This window comes from Rhodopila sp., assembly GCF_965277825.1.
Lineage (GTDB): Bacteria > Pseudomonadota > Alphaproteobacteria > Acetobacterales > Acetobacteraceae > Rhodopila.
This window is the reverse complement of record NZ_OZ255846.1, coordinates 3,972,952-3,992,348: the sequence shown is the minus strand read 5'-3', so window position 1 is coordinate 3,992,348 and position 19,397 is coordinate 3,972,952. Positions and strand designations below refer to the sequence as shown.

17 protein-coding genes are annotated in these 19,397 nt (G+C 66.7%); 4 read left to right on the top strand and 13 right to left on the bottom strand.

Annotation, left to right across the window (positions count from 1 at the left end; translation table 11 throughout):
• Positions 1-41 precede the first annotated feature (41 nt).
• The 7 genes from ACQY4T_RS19470 to ACQY4T_RS19440 all read right to left on the bottom strand — a co-directional run bounded on the left by ACQY4T_RS19470 (position 42) and on the right by ACQY4T_RS19440 (position 7,872).
• The gene (locus ACQY4T_RS19470; protein ID WP_428534083.1) at positions 42-935 is read right to left on the bottom strand and encodes a carbohydrate ABC transporter permease; all 894 of its coding nucleotides are present in this window, start codon (positions 933-935) and stop codon (positions 42-44) included.
• On the bottom strand, positions 932-1,879 hold the full coding sequence (locus ACQY4T_RS19465; protein ID WP_428534081.1) for a carbohydrate ABC transporter permease: 948 nt from the start codon (positions 1,877-1,879) through the stop codon (positions 932-934). Before ACQY4T_RS19465 ends, ACQY4T_RS19470 begins: the two co-directional genes overlap by 4 nt.
• A 1,021-nt stretch (positions 1,880-2,900) precedes the next feature.
• Entirely contained in the window at positions 2,901-3,968 is a 1,068-nt protein-coding gene (locus ACQY4T_RS19460) for an ABC transporter substrate-binding protein (protein ID WP_428534079.1), read from the bottom strand.
• A 112-nt stretch (positions 3,969-4,080) separates the two neighbouring features.
• Positions 4,081-5,427: an ABC transporter substrate-binding protein gene (locus ACQY4T_RS19455; protein ID WP_428534077.1), complete on the bottom strand. Its 1,347-nt coding sequence runs from the start codon at positions 5,425-5,427 to the stop codon at positions 4,081-4,083.
• Positions 5,428-5,715: 288 nt separating this feature from the next.
• Positions 5,716-5,865: a hypothetical protein gene (locus ACQY4T_RS19450; protein WP_428534075.1), complete on the bottom strand. Its 150-nt coding sequence runs from the start codon at positions 5,863-5,865 to the stop codon at positions 5,716-5,718.
• Between the two features lie 31 nt (positions 5,866-5,896).
• Positions 5,897-6,418, bottom strand: a complete 522-nt coding sequence (locus ACQY4T_RS19445) for a Zn-ribbon domain-containing OB-fold protein (protein WP_428534073.1) — start codon at positions 6,416-6,418, stop codon at positions 5,897-5,899.
• A gap of 197 nt (positions 6,419-6,615) precedes the next feature.
• A complete protein-coding gene (locus ACQY4T_RS19440; RefSeq protein ID WP_428534071.1) occupies positions 6,616-7,872 on the bottom strand; it encodes a thiolase C-terminal domain-containing protein in 1,257 nt (418 codons plus the stop codon).
• Between the two features lie 158 nt (positions 7,873-8,030).
• Between ACQY4T_RS19440 and sthA the strand changes: the two genes are divergently transcribed.
• The 3 genes from sthA to ACQY4T_RS19425 all read left to right on the top strand — a co-directional run bounded on the left by sthA (position 8,031) and on the right by ACQY4T_RS19425 (position 10,036).
• Entirely contained in the window at positions 8,031-9,461 is a 1,431-nt protein-coding gene (gene sthA, locus ACQY4T_RS19435; RefSeq protein ID WP_428534069.1) for a Si-specific NAD(P)(+) transhydrogenase, read from the top strand.
• A 65-nt stretch (positions 9,462-9,526) separates the two neighbouring features.
• On the top strand, positions 9,527-9,694 hold the full coding sequence (locus ACQY4T_RS19430) for a hypothetical protein (RefSeq protein ID WP_428534067.1): 168 nt from the start codon (positions 9,527-9,529) through the stop codon (positions 9,692-9,694).
• 6 nt (positions 9,695-9,700) lie between these two features.
• Complete coding sequence (locus ACQY4T_RS19425) at positions 9,701-10,036, top strand: DUF29 family protein (protein WP_428542995.1); 336 nt, start codon at positions 9,701-9,703, stop codon at positions 10,034-10,036.
• 5 nt (positions 10,037-10,041) lie between these two features.
• On the opposite strand, the gene cobA is transcribed toward ACQY4T_RS19425, so the two are convergent.
• The 6 genes from cobA to ACQY4T_RS19395 form a co-directional block, all read right to left on the bottom strand.
• On the bottom strand, positions 10,042-10,929 hold the full coding sequence (cobA, locus tag ACQY4T_RS19420; RefSeq protein ID WP_428534065.1) for a uroporphyrinogen-III C-methyltransferase: 888 nt from the start codon (positions 10,927-10,929) through the stop codon (positions 10,042-10,044).
• Positions 10,907-13,630 (bottom strand): molybdopterin-dependent oxidoreductase, encoded by a 2,724-nt coding sequence (locus tag ACQY4T_RS19415; RefSeq protein WP_428534063.1) that lies wholly within the window; start codon positions 13,628-13,630, stop codon positions 10,907-10,909. Before ACQY4T_RS19415 ends, cobA begins: the two co-directional genes overlap by 23 nt.
• A complete protein-coding gene (locus ACQY4T_RS19410) occupies positions 13,627-14,997 on the bottom strand; it encodes an NAD(P)/FAD-dependent oxidoreductase (protein ID WP_428534061.1) in 1,371 nt (456 codons plus the stop codon). Before ACQY4T_RS19410 ends, ACQY4T_RS19415 begins: the two co-directional genes overlap by 4 nt.
• Before the next feature lie 12 nt (positions 14,998-15,009).
• A complete protein-coding gene (locus ACQY4T_RS19405) occupies positions 15,010-16,218 on the bottom strand; it encodes a nitrate/nitrite transporter (RefSeq protein ID WP_428542992.1) in 1,209 nt (402 codons plus the stop codon).
• Positions 16,219-16,560: 342 nt separating this feature from the next.
• Positions 16,561-17,652: a CmpA/NrtA family ABC transporter substrate-binding protein gene (locus tag ACQY4T_RS19400; RefSeq protein WP_428534059.1), complete on the bottom strand. Its 1,092-nt coding sequence runs from the start codon at positions 17,650-17,652 to the stop codon at positions 16,561-16,563.
• Positions 17,649-18,212, bottom strand: coding sequence for an ANTAR domain-containing response regulator (locus tag ACQY4T_RS19395; protein WP_428534057.1), 564 nt, complete (start codon positions 18,210-18,212; stop codon positions 17,649-17,651). Before ACQY4T_RS19395 ends, ACQY4T_RS19400 begins: the two co-directional genes overlap by 4 nt.
• A 176-nt stretch (positions 18,213-18,388) precedes the next feature.
• On the opposite strand from ACQY4T_RS19395, the gene fgd reads away from it, so the two are divergent.
• Entirely contained in the window at positions 18,389-19,396 is a 1,008-nt protein-coding gene (fgd, locus tag ACQY4T_RS19390) for a glucose-6-phosphate dehydrogenase (coenzyme-F420) (protein ID WP_428534055.1), read from the top strand.
• Position 19,397: the final 1 nt, after the last annotated feature.

Here is a 19,397-nt window from a genome sequence, read left to right as displayed (position 1 = left end):
TTTCGTTTCCTCGCTTGGGGTTTCTTGCAGTGCGCGTCGGGTCATCCCTTGGTGGACCCGGCGGTCAGGCCGGCGACGTAGTAGTCCATCAGGAAGGCATAGATGATGATCGGCGGCAGCGAGGCGAGCACACAGGCCGCCATGATCTTGCCCCACTGGAACACGTCGCCGCGGATCAGGTCGGAGACGATGCCGACCGTCAGCACCATCTGGCTTGACGTGTAGAGGTAGGCGAGCGGGTAGAGAAATGCGCCCCAGGAAATGGTGAAGGCGAAGATCGTCGCGGCGATGATGCCGGGCATCGCGACGGGTATGAAGATCTTCCACAGCATCTGCAGGTAGCCGGCGCCGTCGATCAGCGCGGCCTCATCCAGTTCCTTGGGGATGGAGCTGAAGTATCCGATCATGATCCAGGTGCAGAACGGCACCGCCAGGGTGGGGTAGAGCAGCACGAGGCACCAGAAGTTGTTGATCAGGCCCAGCTTGCCAATGATCTGGAACAGCGGGATGAACAGCAGGGACGGCGGCACCAGGTAGGTCAGGAAGACACCGGTCGACAGGGTCTGGCTGCCCCAGAACCCCATGCGCGACAATCCGAATGCCGCGAGTACCGAGATCACCATCGAAACGGCGACGGTCACCACCGTCACGATTGCCGAGTTCAGGTAGTAGCGCTGGAAGTTCGGGTAGGTGATCAGATACCAGTAATTCGCCAGCGTCGGGTGATGCACGAGCCAGGGGCTGCCGACCTGGGCGGAGATTTCCGCCGACGATTTCAGGCTGGTCATCAGGGTGTAGAACGGCGGCGCGAGGAACATCACGACGAACACGCTGAGCGCGATATAGCTGCCCCATAGCGCCCATTGGCGTTGCCGGTGCAGGCTGTGCCTGTGGTCAGCCGCGCGGCTGACCCGTCCCGCGGTGGTCGCGCTCATGTCGCGATCTCCTTGGTGCGCCTGGTGACGCCGCGCAGCACGAAGAACGCCGCGAAGGCCAGGATCGGGAACATGAACAGGCTGTCGGCCGCCCCGAGCGGGATGTCACCGGACTGGATGCCGACCTGGAAGGCGTAGGTGGCGAAGATATGGGTCATGTCCTGCGGACCGCCGGCGGTCAGGATGCGAACGATGTCGAACTCCGAGAAGGTGACGATCAGGCTGAACAGGATGGTGATCGAGATGATGTTGCGCATCATCGGCAGGGTGACGTAGAGCAGCTTCTGCACGGCGTTGGCGCCGTCGATCGCCGAGGCTTCATAGAGTTGCTCCGGCACCGACTTCAGCGCCGCCAGATACATGATCATGAAGAACGGCGTGCCGCCCCAGACGTTGACGGTGATGGTGCAGAAGCGGGCGATCCAGCCGACCCCGAGCCAGGGCACGTTGGCGAAGCCGAACTGGTTCAGTATCCAGTTGAACGCCGAGTATGACGGGTCGAACATCCACCACCAGGTCAGCGTCGAGAGCGCCAAAGGGATCACCCACGGCACCAGCAGCAGGCCGCGCCAGATGCGCTGGTTCTTGCCGCTGATGTTGTGCATCAGGTTGGCCAGGATGAAGCCGATGATCACTTTCACGGTCACCGCCGTGATCGCATAGAGGCAGCTCTGGAAGATAACCATCTGGAAGGTGTGGCGCTTGAGCAGGAAGGCGAAGTTTCCCAGCCCGACGAACGCCGTCATCTTCTTGTTCAGCATGCTGAGATAGATCGCGTAGAACGCCGGATAGATGACGAAACCGGCGACCAGCAGGATCAGCGGCAGGCACAGCAGGAAGCCGGTGGTCGATCGGCGCTGGGCGAACCGGCGCATCGTGCCGCGCCTGGTGGCGGTTCGTCCGGGTCTGATGGCTCCGATCGGGATGGAGGTGCCGTCTGCCATACGTTAAATCTCCCGCAGCCGTGCTGATCTGGTTGAGGCCGGTTGTCCGGCCGGGCTAACCAGGTCAACCGCCAGGCCTTGCCGTTGTTGCGATGCAGAGGCGGTGCCCCGGTGGATCGGTTGGCGTTCGATCGGTTGGCTGTGGTGTCCTCGGCTTCGGCGCTGGGCTGCATTTCGCCGGTCGCTGGCACCGGCCGGCCGGGTATGGACAGGCGTCCATGAGGCCCGCAGTGGCGTGCTTGGGCATGGTTGTGTCGTTGGGTTGCCGCGCGGATGCGCATTCATGAAACCGTCTCCCTACCGCGCTGGGCTGTTGCCAAGTCATTACCATTTTTGGCTTGTTCCGTGCACCGGATCAAGCATTCCGTCTGTCGGTCGGCGCCGGCGATATCCGTCCGCGCCAACCATTCCGTCCGCACCAACCATACCCGTCAGCGCCGACCATATCCGTCAGCGCCGACCATATCCGTCCGCGCCGACCATATCCGTCCGCGCGGGCCATGAATCGGCGCCGCGCGTCTGACCACCGCGTCCACGCTTAGCATGGTCGCGGACCGTTAGGCTAACCGTTGCCGCGATGTCACGCAACGGCGCTTGCGCACACGTGTTGTTTTTCCGATCACAGGTGCGACGGTGCCGACCGATCGGGCGCACACGCGTCTGGGCGACCGGACGCGGTCGGCGGGCGCGGCCATGCGGCGCAGCAGCAGTCTGCAACTGCCGGCGCCGTGGCCTCCGCGGTCAGCGCAGGAACCCCTCCAGCTCATCCTGCGCCCAGGCGATCACCCGCGGGATCTGCTGGCCCTCCTTCAGGCGCGCCAGCATCTGATTGTGGATGGCTCGGCTATACACCTGCACGGCGACATCGGGCGGTGCCTCGGATGCGGTCAGGCTGGGCTGCTGGTCGCTCGATCGGCGGATCGGGTAGTTATAGACGGTGCCCTAGGGTGGCTCGACGTCGGCCCAGATCTTGAAGTCATTCATATTGGCATACGGCGGCAGGTCGTAACCCGAGACCGCGTCACAGCGTGCCTCCACCTGCGGCCGCTGCATCAGGTATTCGATCAGTTCTTTCGCCGCGGTCTTGTTGGTGCTGAAGTCGTAGACCCCCCCAGAAGAAGCTGGCGGTCGGCACGAAGCGTCCGTTCGGGCCCTTGGGCGCGGGGAAGGTCCAGCAATCCGCCGCCACCGCCGGTGCGTCACGCTTGGCGACCGCCCACGCCGATGGCGGGTTGAAGATCAGTGCCGACTTGCCCGAGATCAGCGCCCGGTTGTTGGACGCATCGTCATAGCTGACCGCCTCGTCGGGGTAGAACTTGACCAGCCGCTGGGCGAACTCCAGCACCTGATGGACCGCGTCGGACTTGAGCTGGATGTCGCCCTTGGCGTCGATCAGATTTGCCCCGAAGGCGTGGAACAGGGCGCCGTGGGTGTCGGTCGCGTCGGTGTTGGTGCTGCCGCCCATGCCGAGGCCGAAGCTCATGCCGCTCTTCTGCGCCGCCTCGGCGTATTTCATGAAGGTGTCCCAGGTCCAGTCGTCCGCCAGCTTGGTCTTGTCGGGTTGCGCCGGATACATCGCCTGCAGGTCGAGGCCGTGCTGCTTGAACCAACTGATCCTGCCGCAGGGCGGCTTGGTCTGGGTACCGCTGCTGGTCGGCACCGCGACCCAATGGCCCTTGCCTTTCGCCAGATAGGTGCAGGTCGGCGACACCGCGCCGTTGGCGGAGATCAAGCGTGCCATCACATCGTCGATCGGCGTCAGCGCGTCGGCGTAGTTGTGCACGTCCCAATTGTAAAACGTCAGGGCGTCGTGGCCAGCCTTGGCCTGCGCTTCGGCGGCGCCGGTCATGCTGAGCTTGTTGCCGTTGCCGGTGATGAAGTCGGCTTCCACCTGTACCTTTGCCTGCGCGGCCCAGGCATCGACCTGTTTTTGCATGATGGTGTTGCCGCCGGGGACCCAGTGGTCCCAGAAGCCGATCTTGACCTTGCCGGCGGCCCCGGCGGTCCGGATGTGAACCAAGGGCAGAGCGCCGGCGGCGGCCCCGAGTTTGAGCGCGCCACGGCGTGAAACTCCGTTCAAGCGGATCATTGTGTTTGCCTCCCTGTCGTGCGGCGAGCTTTGCTGCGCACGCCGCGTGTTTTCTTGGTCTCCTTGTCCGGCGGTTGCGCCGATGCCCCCGAGGGGGCGGGATTAGCGGAGTCTAGCGGGTGAAGCCCTCAAGCTCATCCTGGGCCCAGTCCTGCACCTGCTTGATCGACTGGCCGCCTTGCAGCTTGGCCAGCATGGTCGGCATGGTGCCGCGGTTGTAGGCCTGCACCGCGATCTCGGGCGGGGCAGGGGCCATCGCGATCCAGCTTTCCTGCTGATCGGCCTTGCGGATCGGGTAGTGATAGACGGTGCCTTTCGGCGGTTCGACCTCGGTCCAGATCTTGAAGTCGGTCATGCTGGCGAACGGCGGCACGTCGTAGCCGGACACCACGTTGCAGCGGGCTTCGACATTTTCCCGCTGTGACAGGTATTCGATCAGCTCCTTTGCGGCGGTCTTGTTGCTGCTGAAATTCCAGATCCCCCAGGAGAACGCGCCCAGCGGCAGGAACCGTCCTTTCGGTCCCTTCGGCGCCGGGAAGGTCCAGCAATCCGCCGCCACTTTCGGTGCATCGCGCTTGGCCACCGCCCAGGCCGAGGGCGGGTTCCAAATCAGCGCGCTCTTGCCCGAGATCAGCGCGCGGTTGTTGGACGCATCGTCGTAGCTGACCGCGTCGCTGGGCAGATGCTTGACCAGTTGCTGGGCGTATTCCAGCACCTGGCGGACCGGGTCGGTCTGCACCGTCACGTCGCCCTTGGCGGAGATCAGTTCGGCCCCGAAGGCGGCGAACATCGATCCGGCGGTGTCGACCGAATCGGCGGTGGTGCCGAGACCGATGCCGAAGGTCATGTTGGCCTTCTTGCAGGCCTCGGCGGCCTTCAGCAGGGTGTCGTAGGTCCAATTGTCGGCATCGGGCGTGGCGCCGGCGTCGGCCGGATACATCTTCACCACGTCGATTCCGGCGGCGTCCTTCAGCACCGAGATCCGGCCGCACGGGCCTTTGTTCTGGTTGCCCGAACTGCACGGCACCGCCAGCCAATGGCCCTTGATATTGAACAGATACTTGCTGGCCGCGGCGACCGGGCCGTATTTGTCGGTCAGCCGCTTCATCACGTCGTCGATCGGTTCCAGCAGGTCGGCGTGGTTCTGCACCTCCCAGCCGGGAAACTGCTGGATGTCGTGGCCGGTCTTGGCCTGGGCCTCGGCCGCCATGGTCAGGATGTTCTTCGATCCGACCGAGGTGATGAAGTCGGGCTGCACCTCGACCTGGTGGGCGGCGCCGAATGCCGCGCACTGCTGCTTCATGATGGCGTTGCCTTCCGGCACCCAATGATCCCAGAAGCCGACCGAGACCTTGCCCGCGGCGCGTCCGCTGCGGATGTGGACCAGCGGCAGCGCCGCCGAGGCTGCGGCGATCTTCAGGGCGCGCCGGCGGGAGACTTGCTTGGACGTAGGACTCACGTAACCTCCTGTTTCGATCCGGCACCGGTTTGGGCCATTTTGCTACGCCGCGCCGGGCTGTTGCGGCTGGGCGTGCTGGCCGCAGGCTAGTGCAGGTCTTGCGCCGAAGGCAATGGCCCGGGGGTTTGGGGCCCGGGGGTTCCGGGCCTGTGGGTTTGCGGCCTGTGGGTTTGCGGCCTGTGGGCTTGGGGCCTGGGGGTTTGCGGCCTGGGGGTTTGCGGCCTGGGGTTGGGGCCGCTGTGGCGCCGGCAATCCGGGGCGGGCGGTGTGGATACTTGGGCGAAACGTTCACCCCAGGGCATAGATCACGAAGCCGACGACGGCGACGATATAGAGCGCCGTGATCGCCAGGCGGATATTGCGCGCGTGGCCGCGAAACAACCGCGCGCCGATGAAGCCGGCCATGGTGGCACCGGTGAGGATCTGGCCAGCCCGCATCTGACTGGCCGAGACCTGGTCCAGGAGAATGCTATTCCTGTGGATAGCGCCATGGCGTGGGCGGCTGGGTGGCCTTGGTATCGAGCGTCCATTGCGGCAAGGCGAGGCCGTCTGACACGTCGCTGAACACCATCCGGACGCGGCTGCCGATGCCGACCTGGCGCACCATGTCGGGGGGCGCCAACGCGCCGTCTTCGGTGGTCAGGTTGCCGAGCACGCGCAGCGCCTCGTGTTCCGAGGGCTGGCCGTTCTGGGTATCGAGGTCCACCAGCAGCACCATGTAGGGCGTATGCGCCTTGAATGCCGGCTGGATGGCGTGGTGTACTTCCTCGTACGAATGCACCGAGCCGTTGCCTGGCACCGCGGTCCAGGTTGCGAGCGGACTGGCGCACCAGGGGCAGGCGGTGGTCGGCGGATAGCGCAGCAACTGGCATTCGTCGCATTTCTGCAGGTGGAAGTCGTGCTTGGCGCAATGGCCGAAATAGGCCAGATTTTCCTCGTCCAGGTCATCCACGGTCAGCGCCATACCGAGGTAATTGCCTTGTAGTGACATGCTGGTTCCTCCTTTCAGGCGATCCTCAGCTTGCGTGGTGAGGATCGCGCGATACATCCGTAGTTCGATCTATTGTCTTGCCGCAGAGGTTCGCCGCACTTCGCGGCGGACGCATGGGGTCAGCAGGCCGCTGGACATAAGAGCCAGTGTCGCGGGCCTGATGTTCGCCTGATGTGGCGAACTTCGGGCTTGGAGCACTAGCCGCGCCGCATAACCATCGCCGACCCGGTCATCGGATTGGCCCAGCCGAGGTTCGCCGTGACCTCGATATCCTTGACCTGGCGGCAGCCGCCCTCGCGGTAGTCGTAGCTGTGGCGGCGCTTGCCGTCGGCGCCCATCGGGCAGGAATCGTCGGCCTCGTGGCGAAGCTGGCGGACGTTCTCGATCACCATGTTCATGCCATGGGTGTAACCCTCGCACAGATGGCCGCCCGAGGTGTTGTTCGGCCGGCGGCCGCCCAGCCGGGTGATGCCGGAGGAGACGTATTCGCCGCCCTCGCCCTTTTTGCAGAAACCATAATCCTCCAGTTGCAGCATGGCGGTGAAAGTGAACGCGTCGTAGGCGCCGGTGGCGTCGATGTCGTCGGGTCCGACGCCGGCATTCGGCCACAGGATGTCGCGGGCGTAGTAGCCGGCGACGCGGTCGATCGGGCCGGCTTGGTAGTGCATGTCCATGCGCGGCTTGTTACAGCGCCCGACGATGCCCCGGATCAGCGCCGGGGTGCGGCGCAGGTCGCGGGCTTTGTCCGTGCGCGTAACGATAATCGCGGTGGCGTTGTCGGTCTCCACGCAGCAGTCCAGCAGGTGCAGCGGCTTGCAGATGATCCGGCTGTTCAGCACGTCGTCCACGCTGTAGCGCTTTTTGTAATACGCCTTCGGGTTGTTGGATGCGTGTTCGGAGTGAACCACCTTGACCATGGCGAGCTGTTCCGGCCGGGTGCCGTGTTCGTACATGTGGCGCATGAAGCTGGGGGCGAACATCTGGCCCGCGCTCTGAAAGCCATAGGCTCGGTTGTGCAACATTTCGCCGTTCACCGGCACCGCCGAACGCGCTCCGGTGCCACCGATGCGGACCTGGGAGAATCCGTTCATTGCGCGAAAGATGGCAACGGTCTGGCACAGCCCGGCCTCGATCACGCCGATGGCGATGCCGATCAATGCCTCGGTCGAGGACCCGCCGCCGATGCAATCCATGTAGAAGTTCAGCCGAGCGCCGATATCGCCGGCGAGGAAGGTGGCCGAGGTGCTGTCGTTGCCGGAGTAGGACAGCATGCCGTCGATGTCGGAGGGCTTGATGCCGGCGTCCTCGGCGGCGTTGCGCAGCGCCCAGGTGCCCAACGCGCGCGTGGTCTTGCCGGAGCCGCGGGTGTAGCTGGTCTCGCCGACGCCGACGATGGCGTATTTGTCGCGCAGGTATTTCGGTGTGCTGACGTCTGTGTCCGCTGGTAGCGGCATGGCATTTTCCCCTTTTGGCGCGTCGATGGCGTTTGCGTTGGTGGTGTTTGCGGTCAGGCTGACCCGTCGCCCGACCGGCGTCAATCGGGGCGATTTTCCTCCCATTCGGCGCTGAAACGGTTTAGCCTGTCCGCAACAGGCAGGTGAGCCACGCGACAATGACTCGATACGATTTCATCGTCATCGGCAGCGGCCCGGCGGGGCGTCGTGCCGCGATCCAGGCTGCCAAGCTGGGACGCTCGGTTTTGGTGGTGGAACAGGGGCGCCGGGTGGGTGGGGTGTCGGTGCACACCGGCACCATTCCGTCCAAGACGCTGCGCGAAACCGTGCTGAACCTGACCGGCTGGCGTGAACGCGGGTTCTACGGCAGCGCTTACCGGGTCAAGAAGGACATCGGGGCGAAGGACCTGATGATGCGGCTGCACATGACGCTGGACCACGAGGTCGATGTGCTGGAGCATCAATTCGCCCGCAATAAAGTACAGACCATGTTGGGCCGGGCGCGCTTCCTGGACGCGCATGAGATCGAGGTCACCGCCGGCGACGGCACTGTGGGCGTGGTTTCCGGCGACAAGATCATGATCGCCGTCGGCACCCGTCCGTTCCGCCCGGCCGACGTCCCGTTCAATGCCGGCAACGTGCTCGACAGCGACGAGATCATTGAAGTGCCCAATCTGCCGCGCAGCTTGACCGTGGTTGGCGGTGGGGTGATCGGCGTCGAATACGCAACGATCTTCAGCGCGCTCGACGTCAGCGTTACCCTGGTCGAGTCGCGGTCCACTCTGCTGGATTTCATCGATCACGAACTGACCGAGGATTTCACCCACCAATTGCGCGACCGCGGCATGTCGATCCGGCTCGGCGCCAAGGTGGCGCGCATCGAGTTCGAACGGGACTGGCCGGTGACCATTCTGGAGAACGGGCGTCGCATCCGGTCGGAGATGTTGCTATATGCCGCCGGGCGGGTCGGTGCGACCGACAGCCTCAATCTGGCCGGCTGCGGCCTGACCGCGGATGAGCGTGGCCGGCTGAAGGTGGACCCGGCGACGTTCCAGACCGAGGTTGCGCACATCTACTCGGCGGGTGATGCCATCGGCTTTCCCAGCCTGGCGTCGACCTCGATGGAGCAGGGGCGGATCGCGGCGTGCCATGCGTTCGATATATCATTGCCGCCGGCGCCAGATTACTTCCCCTATGGGATTTACTCGGTGCCGGAGATTTCCACCGTCGGCATGAGCGAGGAAGAGGTCCGCCGCCGCGGCATTCCCTATGAGAACGGCATCGCGCGGTTCCGCGAGACCTCGCGCGGTCACATCATGGGGCTGAACAACGGGATGATGAAGATGATCTTCTCGTTGAAGACGCGCCGGTTGCTGGGGGTGCATATCGTCGGCGAGGGCGCCACGGAATTGGTGCATATCGGGCAGGCGGTGTTGAACCTGCATGGCACGCTGGATTATTTCATCGAGAATACGTTCAACTATCCGACGCTGGCGGAGGCTTACAAGATCGCTGCGCTGGATGCGTGGAACCGGATGGGTGTCGGGCAGGCGGTGACGGCGACGGCGGATCTGCCGGAGTTTCATTGAGCGAACGGGGGTTCGCGCGGCTTGAACGTTTCGCCTGGCGCGATCATGCTTCAGGGAACCACGATATGACCGCTCCGGCGGCGCAACCGGCGAGCCCGAGCGGGTCATACGATGAATCGGGAGCGACCGATGACGACTATGACGCAGATATTGTGGTCTGGTCCGAGCATCAGGCGGCGCTGCTGCGCTGGCGCGCGGCCGGCGAGTTGGTCAATGATGTCGATCTGGACTAGGCTAACATCGCCGCGGAGATCGAGGACGTGGGCAGCAACCTGTTGCACGCCGTCGAGTCTCTGCTGACCCAGGCGTTGCGGCACATGTTGAAAGCCGAGGCGTGGCCGCTGGCCCGCGACGAGCCGAGCCGGCGAGCCGATGCAATCGACTTTCGCCGGCAGGCTCGGCGCCGGTTCGTGCCATCGATGCGGCAAAAGATCGACCTGGCTGTGCTTTATGCCGATGCACTCGCCGCGGTGCCCGATGCGGTGGACGGGGAGCCGCCGGTGCCGTTGCCGCAGGTCTGCAAGGTCACGCTCGACGCTCTGTTGGGCGACGGGCCGTCGTCGCTCGCGGGTTGATTGCGTCAGGCGGCGAGACCGTCGAAGTCCGCAATGGCATTGTCCGGAATGGCCTGCGCATGTCCCACCACGGCGCCGATCAGCACCAGTGTCGGACCGGCGGGCGGGTTTGCCGCAAGCAGGTCGGGCAGCCTCGCAAGGGTGGCATGGACATGGGTTTGCAGCCGGCGTGACGCGTTGGTGACCGCAACAGCCGGGGTGGTGGGGCAGAGCCCGGCCTCGATCAGGCTGGTGGCGACCTGGCGCAGGGTCTTGGCCGCCATGTAGGCGGCGATGGTGCCGCCGCTTGCCGCGAGCGCGCGCCAATCGTGCGCCGGGACCTGGCCATCGCTGCCGTGCCCGGTGATGAAGTGCACCGATCGCGCGACATCGCGATGGGTCAGCGAGACCCGCAGGCCAGCGGCGGCGGCGCAGGCAGCGGTAACGCCGGGAACCACCTCGACCGGGACGCCGGCGGCGCGCAGGCAATCGAGTTCCTCACCGCCGCGCCCGAACAGCGAGGGGTCGCCGCCCTTTAGCCGCACCACCTGGGCGCCGGAACGGGCCAGGCTGACGATCAGTCGGTTGATCGCCGCCTGGGTCATCGCGTGGCGGCCGCATCGCTTGCCGACGTCGATGCGACGCGCGCCGGGGCGGGCGAGATCGAGAATCGACGGATCGACCAGGGCATCGAACAGCACGGCGTCGGCGCGCTGGAGCGCCTTCACCGCGCGCAAGGTCAGCAGATCGGGGGCGCCGGGACCGGCCCCGACCAGCGTCACGCCGCCGAGAGATGATGGTGTCGGGCGGGCCGGGTCGGCGTCCGGCGATCGGTCGGCTTGCAGCGATCGGTCGGCGTGCACCGACCGGTCGGCTGCCGGCGATCTTGCATCATGCGGCGGGCAGGCGGACATCGCGCAGAATCTCCTCCAGTTCGGGAATACAGGAGCCGCAATTGGTGCCGGCGCGCAGCAGCGCACCGATCTGGCGCACCGTACCCAACCGCTGCGTGACCACGGCATGGCGGATCGCGTTGCGGGTGACCGCGAAGCAGGCGCACACCCTGGGGCCGTCGGTGGCGGTGGCGTCGTAGATCCGGCCGGAGAGGATTTTCGAGCGCGCGGCATCCGGCACCGGTGCGCCCAGCATCGGGATCACCGCGGCCTCGTTCGGCAGCGCGGCGGGATCGCGCGCCAGGAACAGGCAGGCCTCCAGTGCGCCGTCGAAGATCACCGCGATGCGCAGGACCCCGCGGCGGGGGTCGGAGGCCTCGAGCCAATCGCCGGTCTTCCCACCGCCGGTCTTTTCATCGCCGGTCTTTCCATCACCTGTCTCTCCAGCGCCACTCTGGGGCAGACCCAGCAGCCGGGCGGCGAAATCGCGCGCCTCAGCGTCGGGCGGCAACGGCAGCAGGCCGGCCAGGCGATACATCTGGCCTTCCGCGATCGGCATCCGGACCCAATGGCAGTCCTCGGCCAGCGCGCCGCCGCCGCGGCGCAGCAGCAGGCCGTGAAAAAACACCGTGACCGGGGCCAGCGTGGCCGGCGTCGCTTTTAATTCCGGCTGGCCCGACACCGGGTCGGTCCTGGCGCTGACCAGGCGGCCGATCGGGCCGGCAGAGGTGAACCGATCCGTCCAGTGCATCGGGGCGAACACCTCGCCGTGGCGCTGGGTGTGGCGCAGGTCGGCGCGCAGCAGGGTTTCGCCCGCTGCGGTGGACAGCCGCGCCAGGCCGTCTTGCTGGATGCCGGCGGCGGCGGCGTCGATCGGGTGGATGGTGAGCCGCGGTTCCGAGGTGTGCGCCATCAACGCCGGCGCCAGGCCGGTGCGGGTCATGGTGTGCCACTGGTCGCGCACCCGTCCGGTGTTCAGCCGCAATCCGGCCGGCGGCAGCGGGTGATAGGGTGTCGGCACGAACCGGCCGCGACCGTCTGGGGTGGGAAATCCGCCCTGGCCGAACAGCCGCCCGGCCTCTTCGGTGGCGCCGACCGGCAGCGGCCAGCGGAACGGCGTCATGGCGTCGAAGCCGGCGTCATCCAGGCCGGCGACCGCGCTGATGTCGAACATCCGCCGGCCCTGATTGGCGTGGCCAGACAACGCGGCGTGCTCGCGAAACACTGCGGCGGCGGAGCGCCAGGCGAAGGCGTCGGGCCAGCCCATGCGGCGGCCGACCTCGGCGAATTGCCACCAATCCGAACGGGCCTGGCCGGGTGCGGCGCGGAACGGCCGCTGGCGCGAGATCCGGCGATCCGAGTTGGTGACGGTGCCGTCTTTTTCGCCCCAGGCCGCCGCCGGCAGCACGATATCGGCAAGCGCCGTGGTATCGGTTGCCCAGCAATCCGACACGACGACCAGCGGGCAGGCGGCCAGCGCGGCCCGCACCCGGTCGGCGCGCGGCATGCTGGCCGCCGGATTGGTGGCGGCGATCCACAGCGCCTTGATGCGCCCGTCGTGCACTGCGTCGAACAACTCGACGGCCTTCAGTCCGGGCTTTGGGGCCAGCGTGGGCGAGCGCCAGAACGCCTGCAGGGCGGCGCGCTGGTCGGGATCGTCGAAATCCATGTGGGCGGCCAACTGGTTGGCCAGGCCGCCGACCTCGCGTCCGCCCATTGCGTTGGGTTGGCCGGTGACCGAGAACGGCCCGGCGCCGGGGCGGCCGATGCGCCCAGTCGCCAGGTGGCAGTTGATGATGGCGTTGACCTTGTTGGTGCCGGCGTAAGACTGGTTCACGCCCTGCGAAAACACCGTCATCACCCGTTCGGTGTCGGCGAACAGGTCGTAAAACGCGGCCAGCAGTTCCGGATCGATGCCGGATTGAGCGGCGGCGGCCGCGATGTCGGCGGACTCCGCCGTGGCGTGCAGCGCATCGGCGAGGCCGCTGGTGTGGCGCTCGACCCAAGGCGTGTCGATCTTTCCGGTGGCGTGCAGATAGGCCAGCAGCCCGTTGAACACCGCGACATCGCTGCCCGGTGCCAGCGCAAGGTGCAGGTCCGCCGCGTCCGCCGTGGCGGTGCGCCTGGGGTCCAGCACCACGATTTTTGTTCCGCGTTCAAGACGAGCGGCCTGCAACCGCTGGTAAAGCACCGGGTGGCACCAGGCGGCGTTGCTGCCGACCAGGACCACCAGGTCGGCTTCGTCCCAATCCTCATAGACGCCTGGGACCACGTCCTCACCGAAGGCGCGGACATGCCCGGCCACCGAGGATGCCATGCACAGCCGCGAGTTGGTGTCGATGTTGGCGCTGCCGATGAAGCCCTTCATCAGCTTGTTGGCGACGTAGTAATCCTCGGTCAGGCACTGGCCCGATACGTAGAATGCCACGCTGTCCGGCCCGTGCTGGGCGATGGTCTGGTGGAACCCGTCGGCCACTGCCTGAAGCGCCTGATCCCAGCCGGTGGGCTGTCCGAACAGCAGCGGCCGGGTCAGCCGGGTGGCGTCATCCAGGGTCGCCGCGAGTGCGGCCCCCTTGGAGCACAGCCGGCCCTGGTTGGAGGGGTGTCGCGCATCCGCCCGGATGGTCTGGTCGGGCAGGGCGAGGACGCCGCAGCCGACCCCGCAATAGGGGCAGGTGGTGCGCACCGCCGCGGTCAGCTCGGTCATGCCCAGGTCGGTCATGCACCGGGCACCGCGAGCAGGATACCGCCGGGGTTGGCCGGGTGGTCGATTTCGGCGATCTCGGGCAATGCTTCGAGCGGCGCGACGGTGGTTGCGACCGGTCCAAACAGCAGTGTGTCGCGCCGTGCGGAAATATCCGTTTCGTTACATATGAAATTGAAATACCACGCGCTGTCGGCGGCATCGCCATATAGCACCGCCCCAATTAGCCGGTCATCGCGCACCACCAGCTTCTTGTGCACACCGCGGGCGGGGTCGCGGAACACCAGATCGTCGGTTGCGTCATCGCCAACGAAATCACCGCCTGAGAACATGTCGATGCCGGTCACCTTCAACCGGGTTCCGGGTGGCGCCGGGGCATAGTCGCTGGCCGCCGTGCCGCAGACCCGATCGGCGACGATGCGCGCCATGTCGTAGAGCGGCTCGACCAGACCGAACAGCGCACCGCGATGCTGCACGCACTCGCCCAGCGCGTGGATCCGGGGGTCGCTGGTCAGCATCGCGTCGTCCACCCGTATGCCTTTGTCGCAGGCCAGGCCGGCCTTCCGGGCGAGCGCGATGTTGGGCCGGATGCCCGCCGCCATCACCACGATATCGGCCGGCAGGTGCGTGCCGTCGGCGAGCTGCACGGCCTCGACCCGCGAGGTGCCGAGGATCGCCTTGGTGTTGGCCTCGGTGATGGTCTTGATGCCGCGGGCGGCGAGGTCGGCGCGCAGCAGACCGGCCGAGACCGGATCGAGCTGGCGCTCCATCAGGGTCGGCATCAAATGCAGCACGGTGGTGTCCATGCCGTTGCGCGCCAAGCCGTTGGCTGCCTCGAGTCCGAGCAGGCCGCCGCCGATTACCACGGCGTTGGTGCCGGATTTGCTGGCGGCGATCATGTGCTCGACGTCGGCGATGTCGCGGAAGCCGATCACGCCGGGCAGGTCGTGGCCGGGCAGCGGGATGATCACCGGGTTTGATCCGGTCGCCAGGATCAGCACGTCGTAGCGCCGCGTGGTGCCCAGTGCGCCGGTGACGGTTTTTGTCGCGCGGTCGATGCCGATCACTGGCTCCGGGGCGATCAGTTCGATGTGGTTTGCCTGGTACCAGGAGCGGGGATGGGTGGTGATCGACTCGAAGGTGCGCTCACCGGCCAGCACCGGGGATAGCATGATGCGGTTGTAGCCGCCGTGCGGTTCGGCGCCGAACACGGTGATGCTGAAGGCGTGCGGGGCGCGGGCCAGGATTTCCTCCAGCGCGCGCACGCCGGCCATGCCGTTGCCGACGAGCACCAGGCGCGCGGGCACCAGGCGCGCTGGCACCGGGCGCGCTGGCACCGGGCGCGCTGGAGCGGCTTGGTAGCGATCGGGCGTCGGCGGGGTCATGGCGGTGGTGCGTTAGACCCGGGCCGCGCCGTGCAGGTCGGCCCAGGTCGTGCGCCAGCGGCGGCGCACGCCGCTGATGCTGACCAGCGCGACCGCGGCGAGCAGCGCGAACACCAGGAAGCCGGCGCCGTAGCTGCCGGTGAGTTGCTTCGAGTAGCCCAGGCTGGAGGCGAGGTAGAAGCCGCCGACGCCGCCGCTCATGCCGACCAGGCCGGTCATGATGCCGATCTCGCGGCCGAAGCGCTGCGGCACCAGTTGGAACACCGATCCGTTGCCCATGCCAAGCGCCAGCATGCCGATGACGAACACCGGCATCGCCAGGTAGATCGTGGGCAGGCCGCCGGCGATGGCGGCGAAGGCACAGGCGGCGACGGCATACAGCACCGCCAGCGCGCGCACGCCGCCGAACCGGTCGGCCACCGCCCCACCCAGTGGGCGCACCATGGAGCCGACGAACACCACGGCGGCGGTGCAGTAGCCGGCGATAACCGGCGGCAGGGCGTAGGCGTCGTTGAAGTAGATGGTCAAGGACGAGGCGAGGCCGACGAAGCCGCCGAAGGTCACGCTGTAGAAGAACATGAACCACCAGCAATCGGCTTGTTTCAGCAACTCGAAGTAGGCCGCCAGCGGCTTCGGCGGCGGCGCATTGGGACTGTCCTTGGCGGCGAAGATGAACACGCCCAGCGCCACGATCAGCGGAATGGCGGCCAGGCCGACGACGTTCTGCCAGCCGAACGCGATCGCCATCGCCGGGGCGAACAGCGCCGCCAGCACGGTGCCGGAGTTGCCGGCCCCGGCGATGCCCAGCGCGGTGCCTTGGAACTCGGGCGGATACCAGGCCGAGGCCAGCGGCAGCGCTACCGCGAAGGAGGCGCCGGCCAGGCCCAGCACGCAGCCCAGCAGCAGGGTGGCGGCGAAACTGTCGATGCCGATGGCCCAGGCCGCGATCAGGCCGGCGATGACGACGACCTGGGCGCCGATGCCGACCCGTTTCGCCTTGAAGCGGTCCACCAGTAGCCCGAGCACGACGCGCAGCGCTGCGCCGACCAGGACCGGGGTGGCGACCATCAGGCCCTTGTGCGCCGGATCGAGATGCAGCGCCTTGGCGATTGCCACGCCCAGCGGCCCGAGCAGCACCCAGACCATGAAACTGAGATCGAAATAGAGGAACGACGCGAACAGGGTCGGCAGGTGGCCGGCCTTGAGGAAACCCTTGTGCATTGCTGTTACTCGCGAGGGCAGGCCTTCGTTGGCGTGCCGGTCGGCGGATGGAAGCGCCATCGCTGCGGGATTGGGCGCTGCGGTGTTGGGCGCTTCGGGATCGGGGCCGACCCTTCGTTGGGCAGGCCCGCCGGAGTCTGTCGTTCGGTGTCTGTCGTTCAGTCCGTAGCTACACGGTTGGTCGTCGCGGACCGGTTTGGCAGAGCAAGATGGGTGCCAACTGGGTCCTTGACGGCGTTCGGAGTGTCTTGACTGAGGTGGATGGTTCGACCGATTACATATCAGGCAACTATAGCCTAATATTTGACCAAAGCGACAGAAAAAGGTCAATCATGTCCGCTTTCATCGCCGTCCGCGTGTCCTGGGTGCAAATGCATCGTCATTGGGCATTGGCAGCATCGCCGTGGTTTCCAGCGCCGGCAGGCTGGCCGCCGGATACAGACCCTCGGCCTCGATCGCCGGGCCGAGCAGATCGGGACGGTAGACCTGAGCCGCCAGGGCTGCGAGGTCGGTCTGGTCGTCGATCCAGCGCCAACGGCGCATCTGGGCCAGGAACCACAGGGCATGGGCGCGCGCCGGAAACCAGGCCTCCCGAGCATGGAAGCGGATGAGTTCGGCACCGGCGCCGCCCGGCAGCGAAGCCCGGCAGGCTGCCTCGGGCAGATCGAGGCCGTTGGGGTCGGCCAGCAACCTGGCGATGTCGGCGGCGTGCTCGGCGCGGTCGCAGCGGAGTTGGGCGCGCAGCACGGCGCGCAGCAGATGATGCAGCGCCGCGGGATTGGCCTCGGACCAGCTTTCCGCCACGCAAAGGCATTTCTCCGGATGGAACGGCCAGATCGCCGAGGTGCCCAGCAGGATCCGTCCAACTCCCTGGTTCTGCGCGACGTCGCCCCAGGGCGCGCCGGCGCAGAACCCGGTGATGGCGCCGCTGGCCAGCGCGTCGACCACGTTCTCGGGTGGGATGACGACGGTTTCGACATCGCGGTCGGGGTCGGCGCCGGCGGAGGCCAGCCAGTAGCGCAACAGCAGGTTGTGGGTGGAAAACGCGTGTACTGCGGCAAAGCGTGGCCGCGCCGGCTGCGAGCGGAGCCATTGCAGCAAATTCAGCCGAGGGTAGGCCGCGTTCCCGGTCAGGCTGGCGGCGGCCTCGGTGCTGGCGACGATCGCGTTGCCGCCTTGGCTGAGCGACATCGGCACCACCAGCCTGGCGTGCGCCCCGCGCAATCCGGCGCAGGCGGCAAGTGCCAGCGGCGGCAGCATGACCGCGGCATCGAGCACGCCATAGGTCAGCTTGTCGGCGATATTGGACCAGGACGGCTCGATGCTGATCTCCACCTCCAGGCCATGTTCGGCGAACAGGCCGTCGGCCTGGGCCACGATCACCGGGGCGCTATCGACCAGTCGCAACAGCCCGACCCGGACCGGTTGGGTCATCCGGCGTTCCCCTCCATGGTTTTGACCAGCTCGCCCGCGACATCGACGATGCGTCGGCCGCGGGTCATCGCGGTGCGCCGCAGCCATTTGTAGGCGTCGGGTTCGCTGAGCCGGCGTTGCTTGATCAGAATGGCCTTGGCGCGATCGATGACGGCGCGTTCGTGCAGCCGGGTTTCGGCTTGCCTGAGGTCGTCGCGGGCGCGCTGATGGCGGCGGAACAGGGCGACGGCGGCGCGCAGGATCGGTTTGACGTCCGGCGGCGGGGTGCCGATCGCGTTGTACGATGAGACCCCGGCCAGGATGGCTTCCTCCATGAAGGCGGGGTCGTCCTGATCGACGAACAGCACCACCGGGCGCTGATCGAGTGCGGCGACCTGGCGGATGCCATCCAAGGCGTCTCGGTCGGGCCGAGCCATGTCCACCAGCACCACGTCGGGCGCCAGGGCGGCGACCGCGTCGGCCAGCGATTCGTCGGGCTTCAGGCGTAGCACGGACAGTCCGGGATCGGCGGCGAGCACGCGCGCGACGGCGCCCGCCCGTTCCGCGTCGTCGTCGGCCAACAGGACCTTCACTTGTGCGCGGTGCCGGCGTGCATGACAACGCCATACGCAAAGCCTATGCCGCATCGCAGCATGTTGCGGCGGGGCGGACGCGATGCAGAGCAGTCGCCGGTGCGGCGCGGATTGCCGCCACACCGGGCAGGCGGTAGCGTGACGCAACTGAAGGAGGCAGGCTGATGACCCTGGAGCTTGGTTACAAGGCATCGGCGGAGCAGTTCGCGCCCCGCCAACTATTGGATTTCTCGGTCGAGGCGGAGCATGCCGGGTTCGACACGGTGTTCGTCAGCGATCACTTCCAGCCGTGGCGGCACACCGACGGCCATGCCCCGTCGGCGCTGGCCTGGCTGGGCGCGCTGGGCGCTAGCACTCGGCGCATCGTGATGGGCACCAGCGTGCTGACGCCGACCTTCCGCTATCACCCCTCGGTGGTGGCCCAGGTGTTCGGCACGCTGGGATCCTTGTTTCCCGGCCGGCTGATTTTGGGTGTGGGCACCGGCGAGGGGCTGAACGAGGTGCCGTCCACCGGCATGGCGTGGCCCGAGATGAAGGAGCGCTTCGCCCGGCTGCGCGAGGCGATCAGCCTGATCCGCAAGCTGTGGGCCGAGGATCACCTGACGTTCGAGGGCGAGTACTACAAGACGCAAGGTGCCACGATCTACGACAAGCCCACCGGGAAGCTGCCGATCTATGTCGCCGGGGCGGGGCCTCAGGTGGCCAAGTATGCCGGGCGGATGGCGGACGGGTTCATCTGCACCAGCGGCAAGAAGTGGGATCTGTATACCGAGACCTTACTGCCCAATGTGGCCGAGGGGCTGGGGCTGGCGTCCAAGCCGAAGCCGGATTTCGACCGCATGATCGAGATGAAGGTGTCGTTCGACACCGACAAGCAGCGGGCGCTGGAGGACACGCGGATCTGGGCAGCGCTGGCGTTGACTCCGGAGGAGAAGGTGACGGTGCACAGCCCGCGGGAGATGGAGCAGTTGGCCGATGCGCTGCCGATCGAGCGCGCCGCCAGTCGCTGGATCGTGTCGTCCGACCCGGACGAGCATATCGAGAAGATCAAGCCCTATATCGACATGGGCTTCCGGCATCTGGTGTTTCATGCCCCTGGCAACGATCAGGCTCGGTTCATGAAGACCTATGGCGAACTGGTGCTGCCGAAGCTGCGCCAACGCTTCGGCTGAC

Excerpts from the sequence above, each read along its gene's own strand:
- sthA (WP_428534069.1), top strand. The coding sequence starts at position 8,031 with ATGACTCGATACGATTTCATCGTCATCGGCAGCGGCCCGGCGGGGCGT.
- ACQY4T_RS19450 (WP_428534075.1), bottom strand. The coding sequence starts at position 5,865 with ATGCGGGCTGGCCAGATCCTCACCGGTGCCACCATGGCCGGCTTCATC.
- ACQY4T_RS19460 (WP_428534079.1), bottom strand. The coding sequence starts at position 3,968 with ATGATCCGCTTGAACGGAGTTTCACGCCGTGGCGCGCTCAAACTCGGG.
- cobA (WP_428534065.1), bottom strand. The coding sequence starts at position 10,929 with ATGTCCGCCTGCCCGCCGCATGATGCAAGATCGCCGGCAGCCGACCGG.
- ACQY4T_RS19465 (WP_428534081.1), bottom strand. The coding sequence starts at position 1,879 with ATGGCAGACGGCACCTCCATCCCGATCGGAGCCATCAGACCCGGACGA.
- ACQY4T_RS19405 (WP_428542992.1), bottom strand. The coding sequence starts at position 16,218 with ATGCACAAGGGTTTCCTCAAGGCCGGCCACCTGCCGACCCTGTTCGCG.
- fgd (WP_428534055.1), top strand. The coding sequence starts at position 18,389 with ATGACCCTGGAGCTTGGTTACAAGGCATCGGCGGAGCAGTTCGCGCCC.
- ACQY4T_RS19410 (WP_428534061.1), bottom strand. The coding sequence starts at position 14,997 with ATGACCCCGCCGACGCCCGATCGCTACCAAGCCGCTCCAGCGCGCCCG.
- ACQY4T_RS19430 (WP_428534067.1), top strand. The coding sequence starts at position 9,527 with ATGACCGCTCCGGCGGCGCAACCGGCGAGCCCGAGCGGGTCATACGAT.
- ACQY4T_RS19440 (WP_428534071.1), bottom strand. The coding sequence starts at position 7,872 with ATGCCGCTACCAGCGGACACAGACGTCAGCACACCGAAATACCTGCGC.
- ACQY4T_RS19470 (WP_428534083.1), bottom strand. The coding sequence starts at position 935 with ATGAGCGCGACCACCGCGGGACGGGTCAGCCGCGCGGCTGACCACAGG.
- ACQY4T_RS19400 (WP_428534059.1), bottom strand. The coding sequence starts at position 17,652 with ATGACCCAACCGGTCCGGGTCGGGCTGTTGCGACTGGTCGATAGCGCC.
- ACQY4T_RS19415 (WP_428534063.1), bottom strand. The coding sequence starts at position 13,630 with ATGACCGACCTGGGCATGACCGAGCTGACCGCGGCGGTGCGCACCACC.
- ACQY4T_RS19445 (WP_428534073.1), bottom strand. The coding sequence starts at position 6,418 with ATGTCACTACAAGGCAATTACCTCGGTATGGCGCTGACCGTGGATGAC.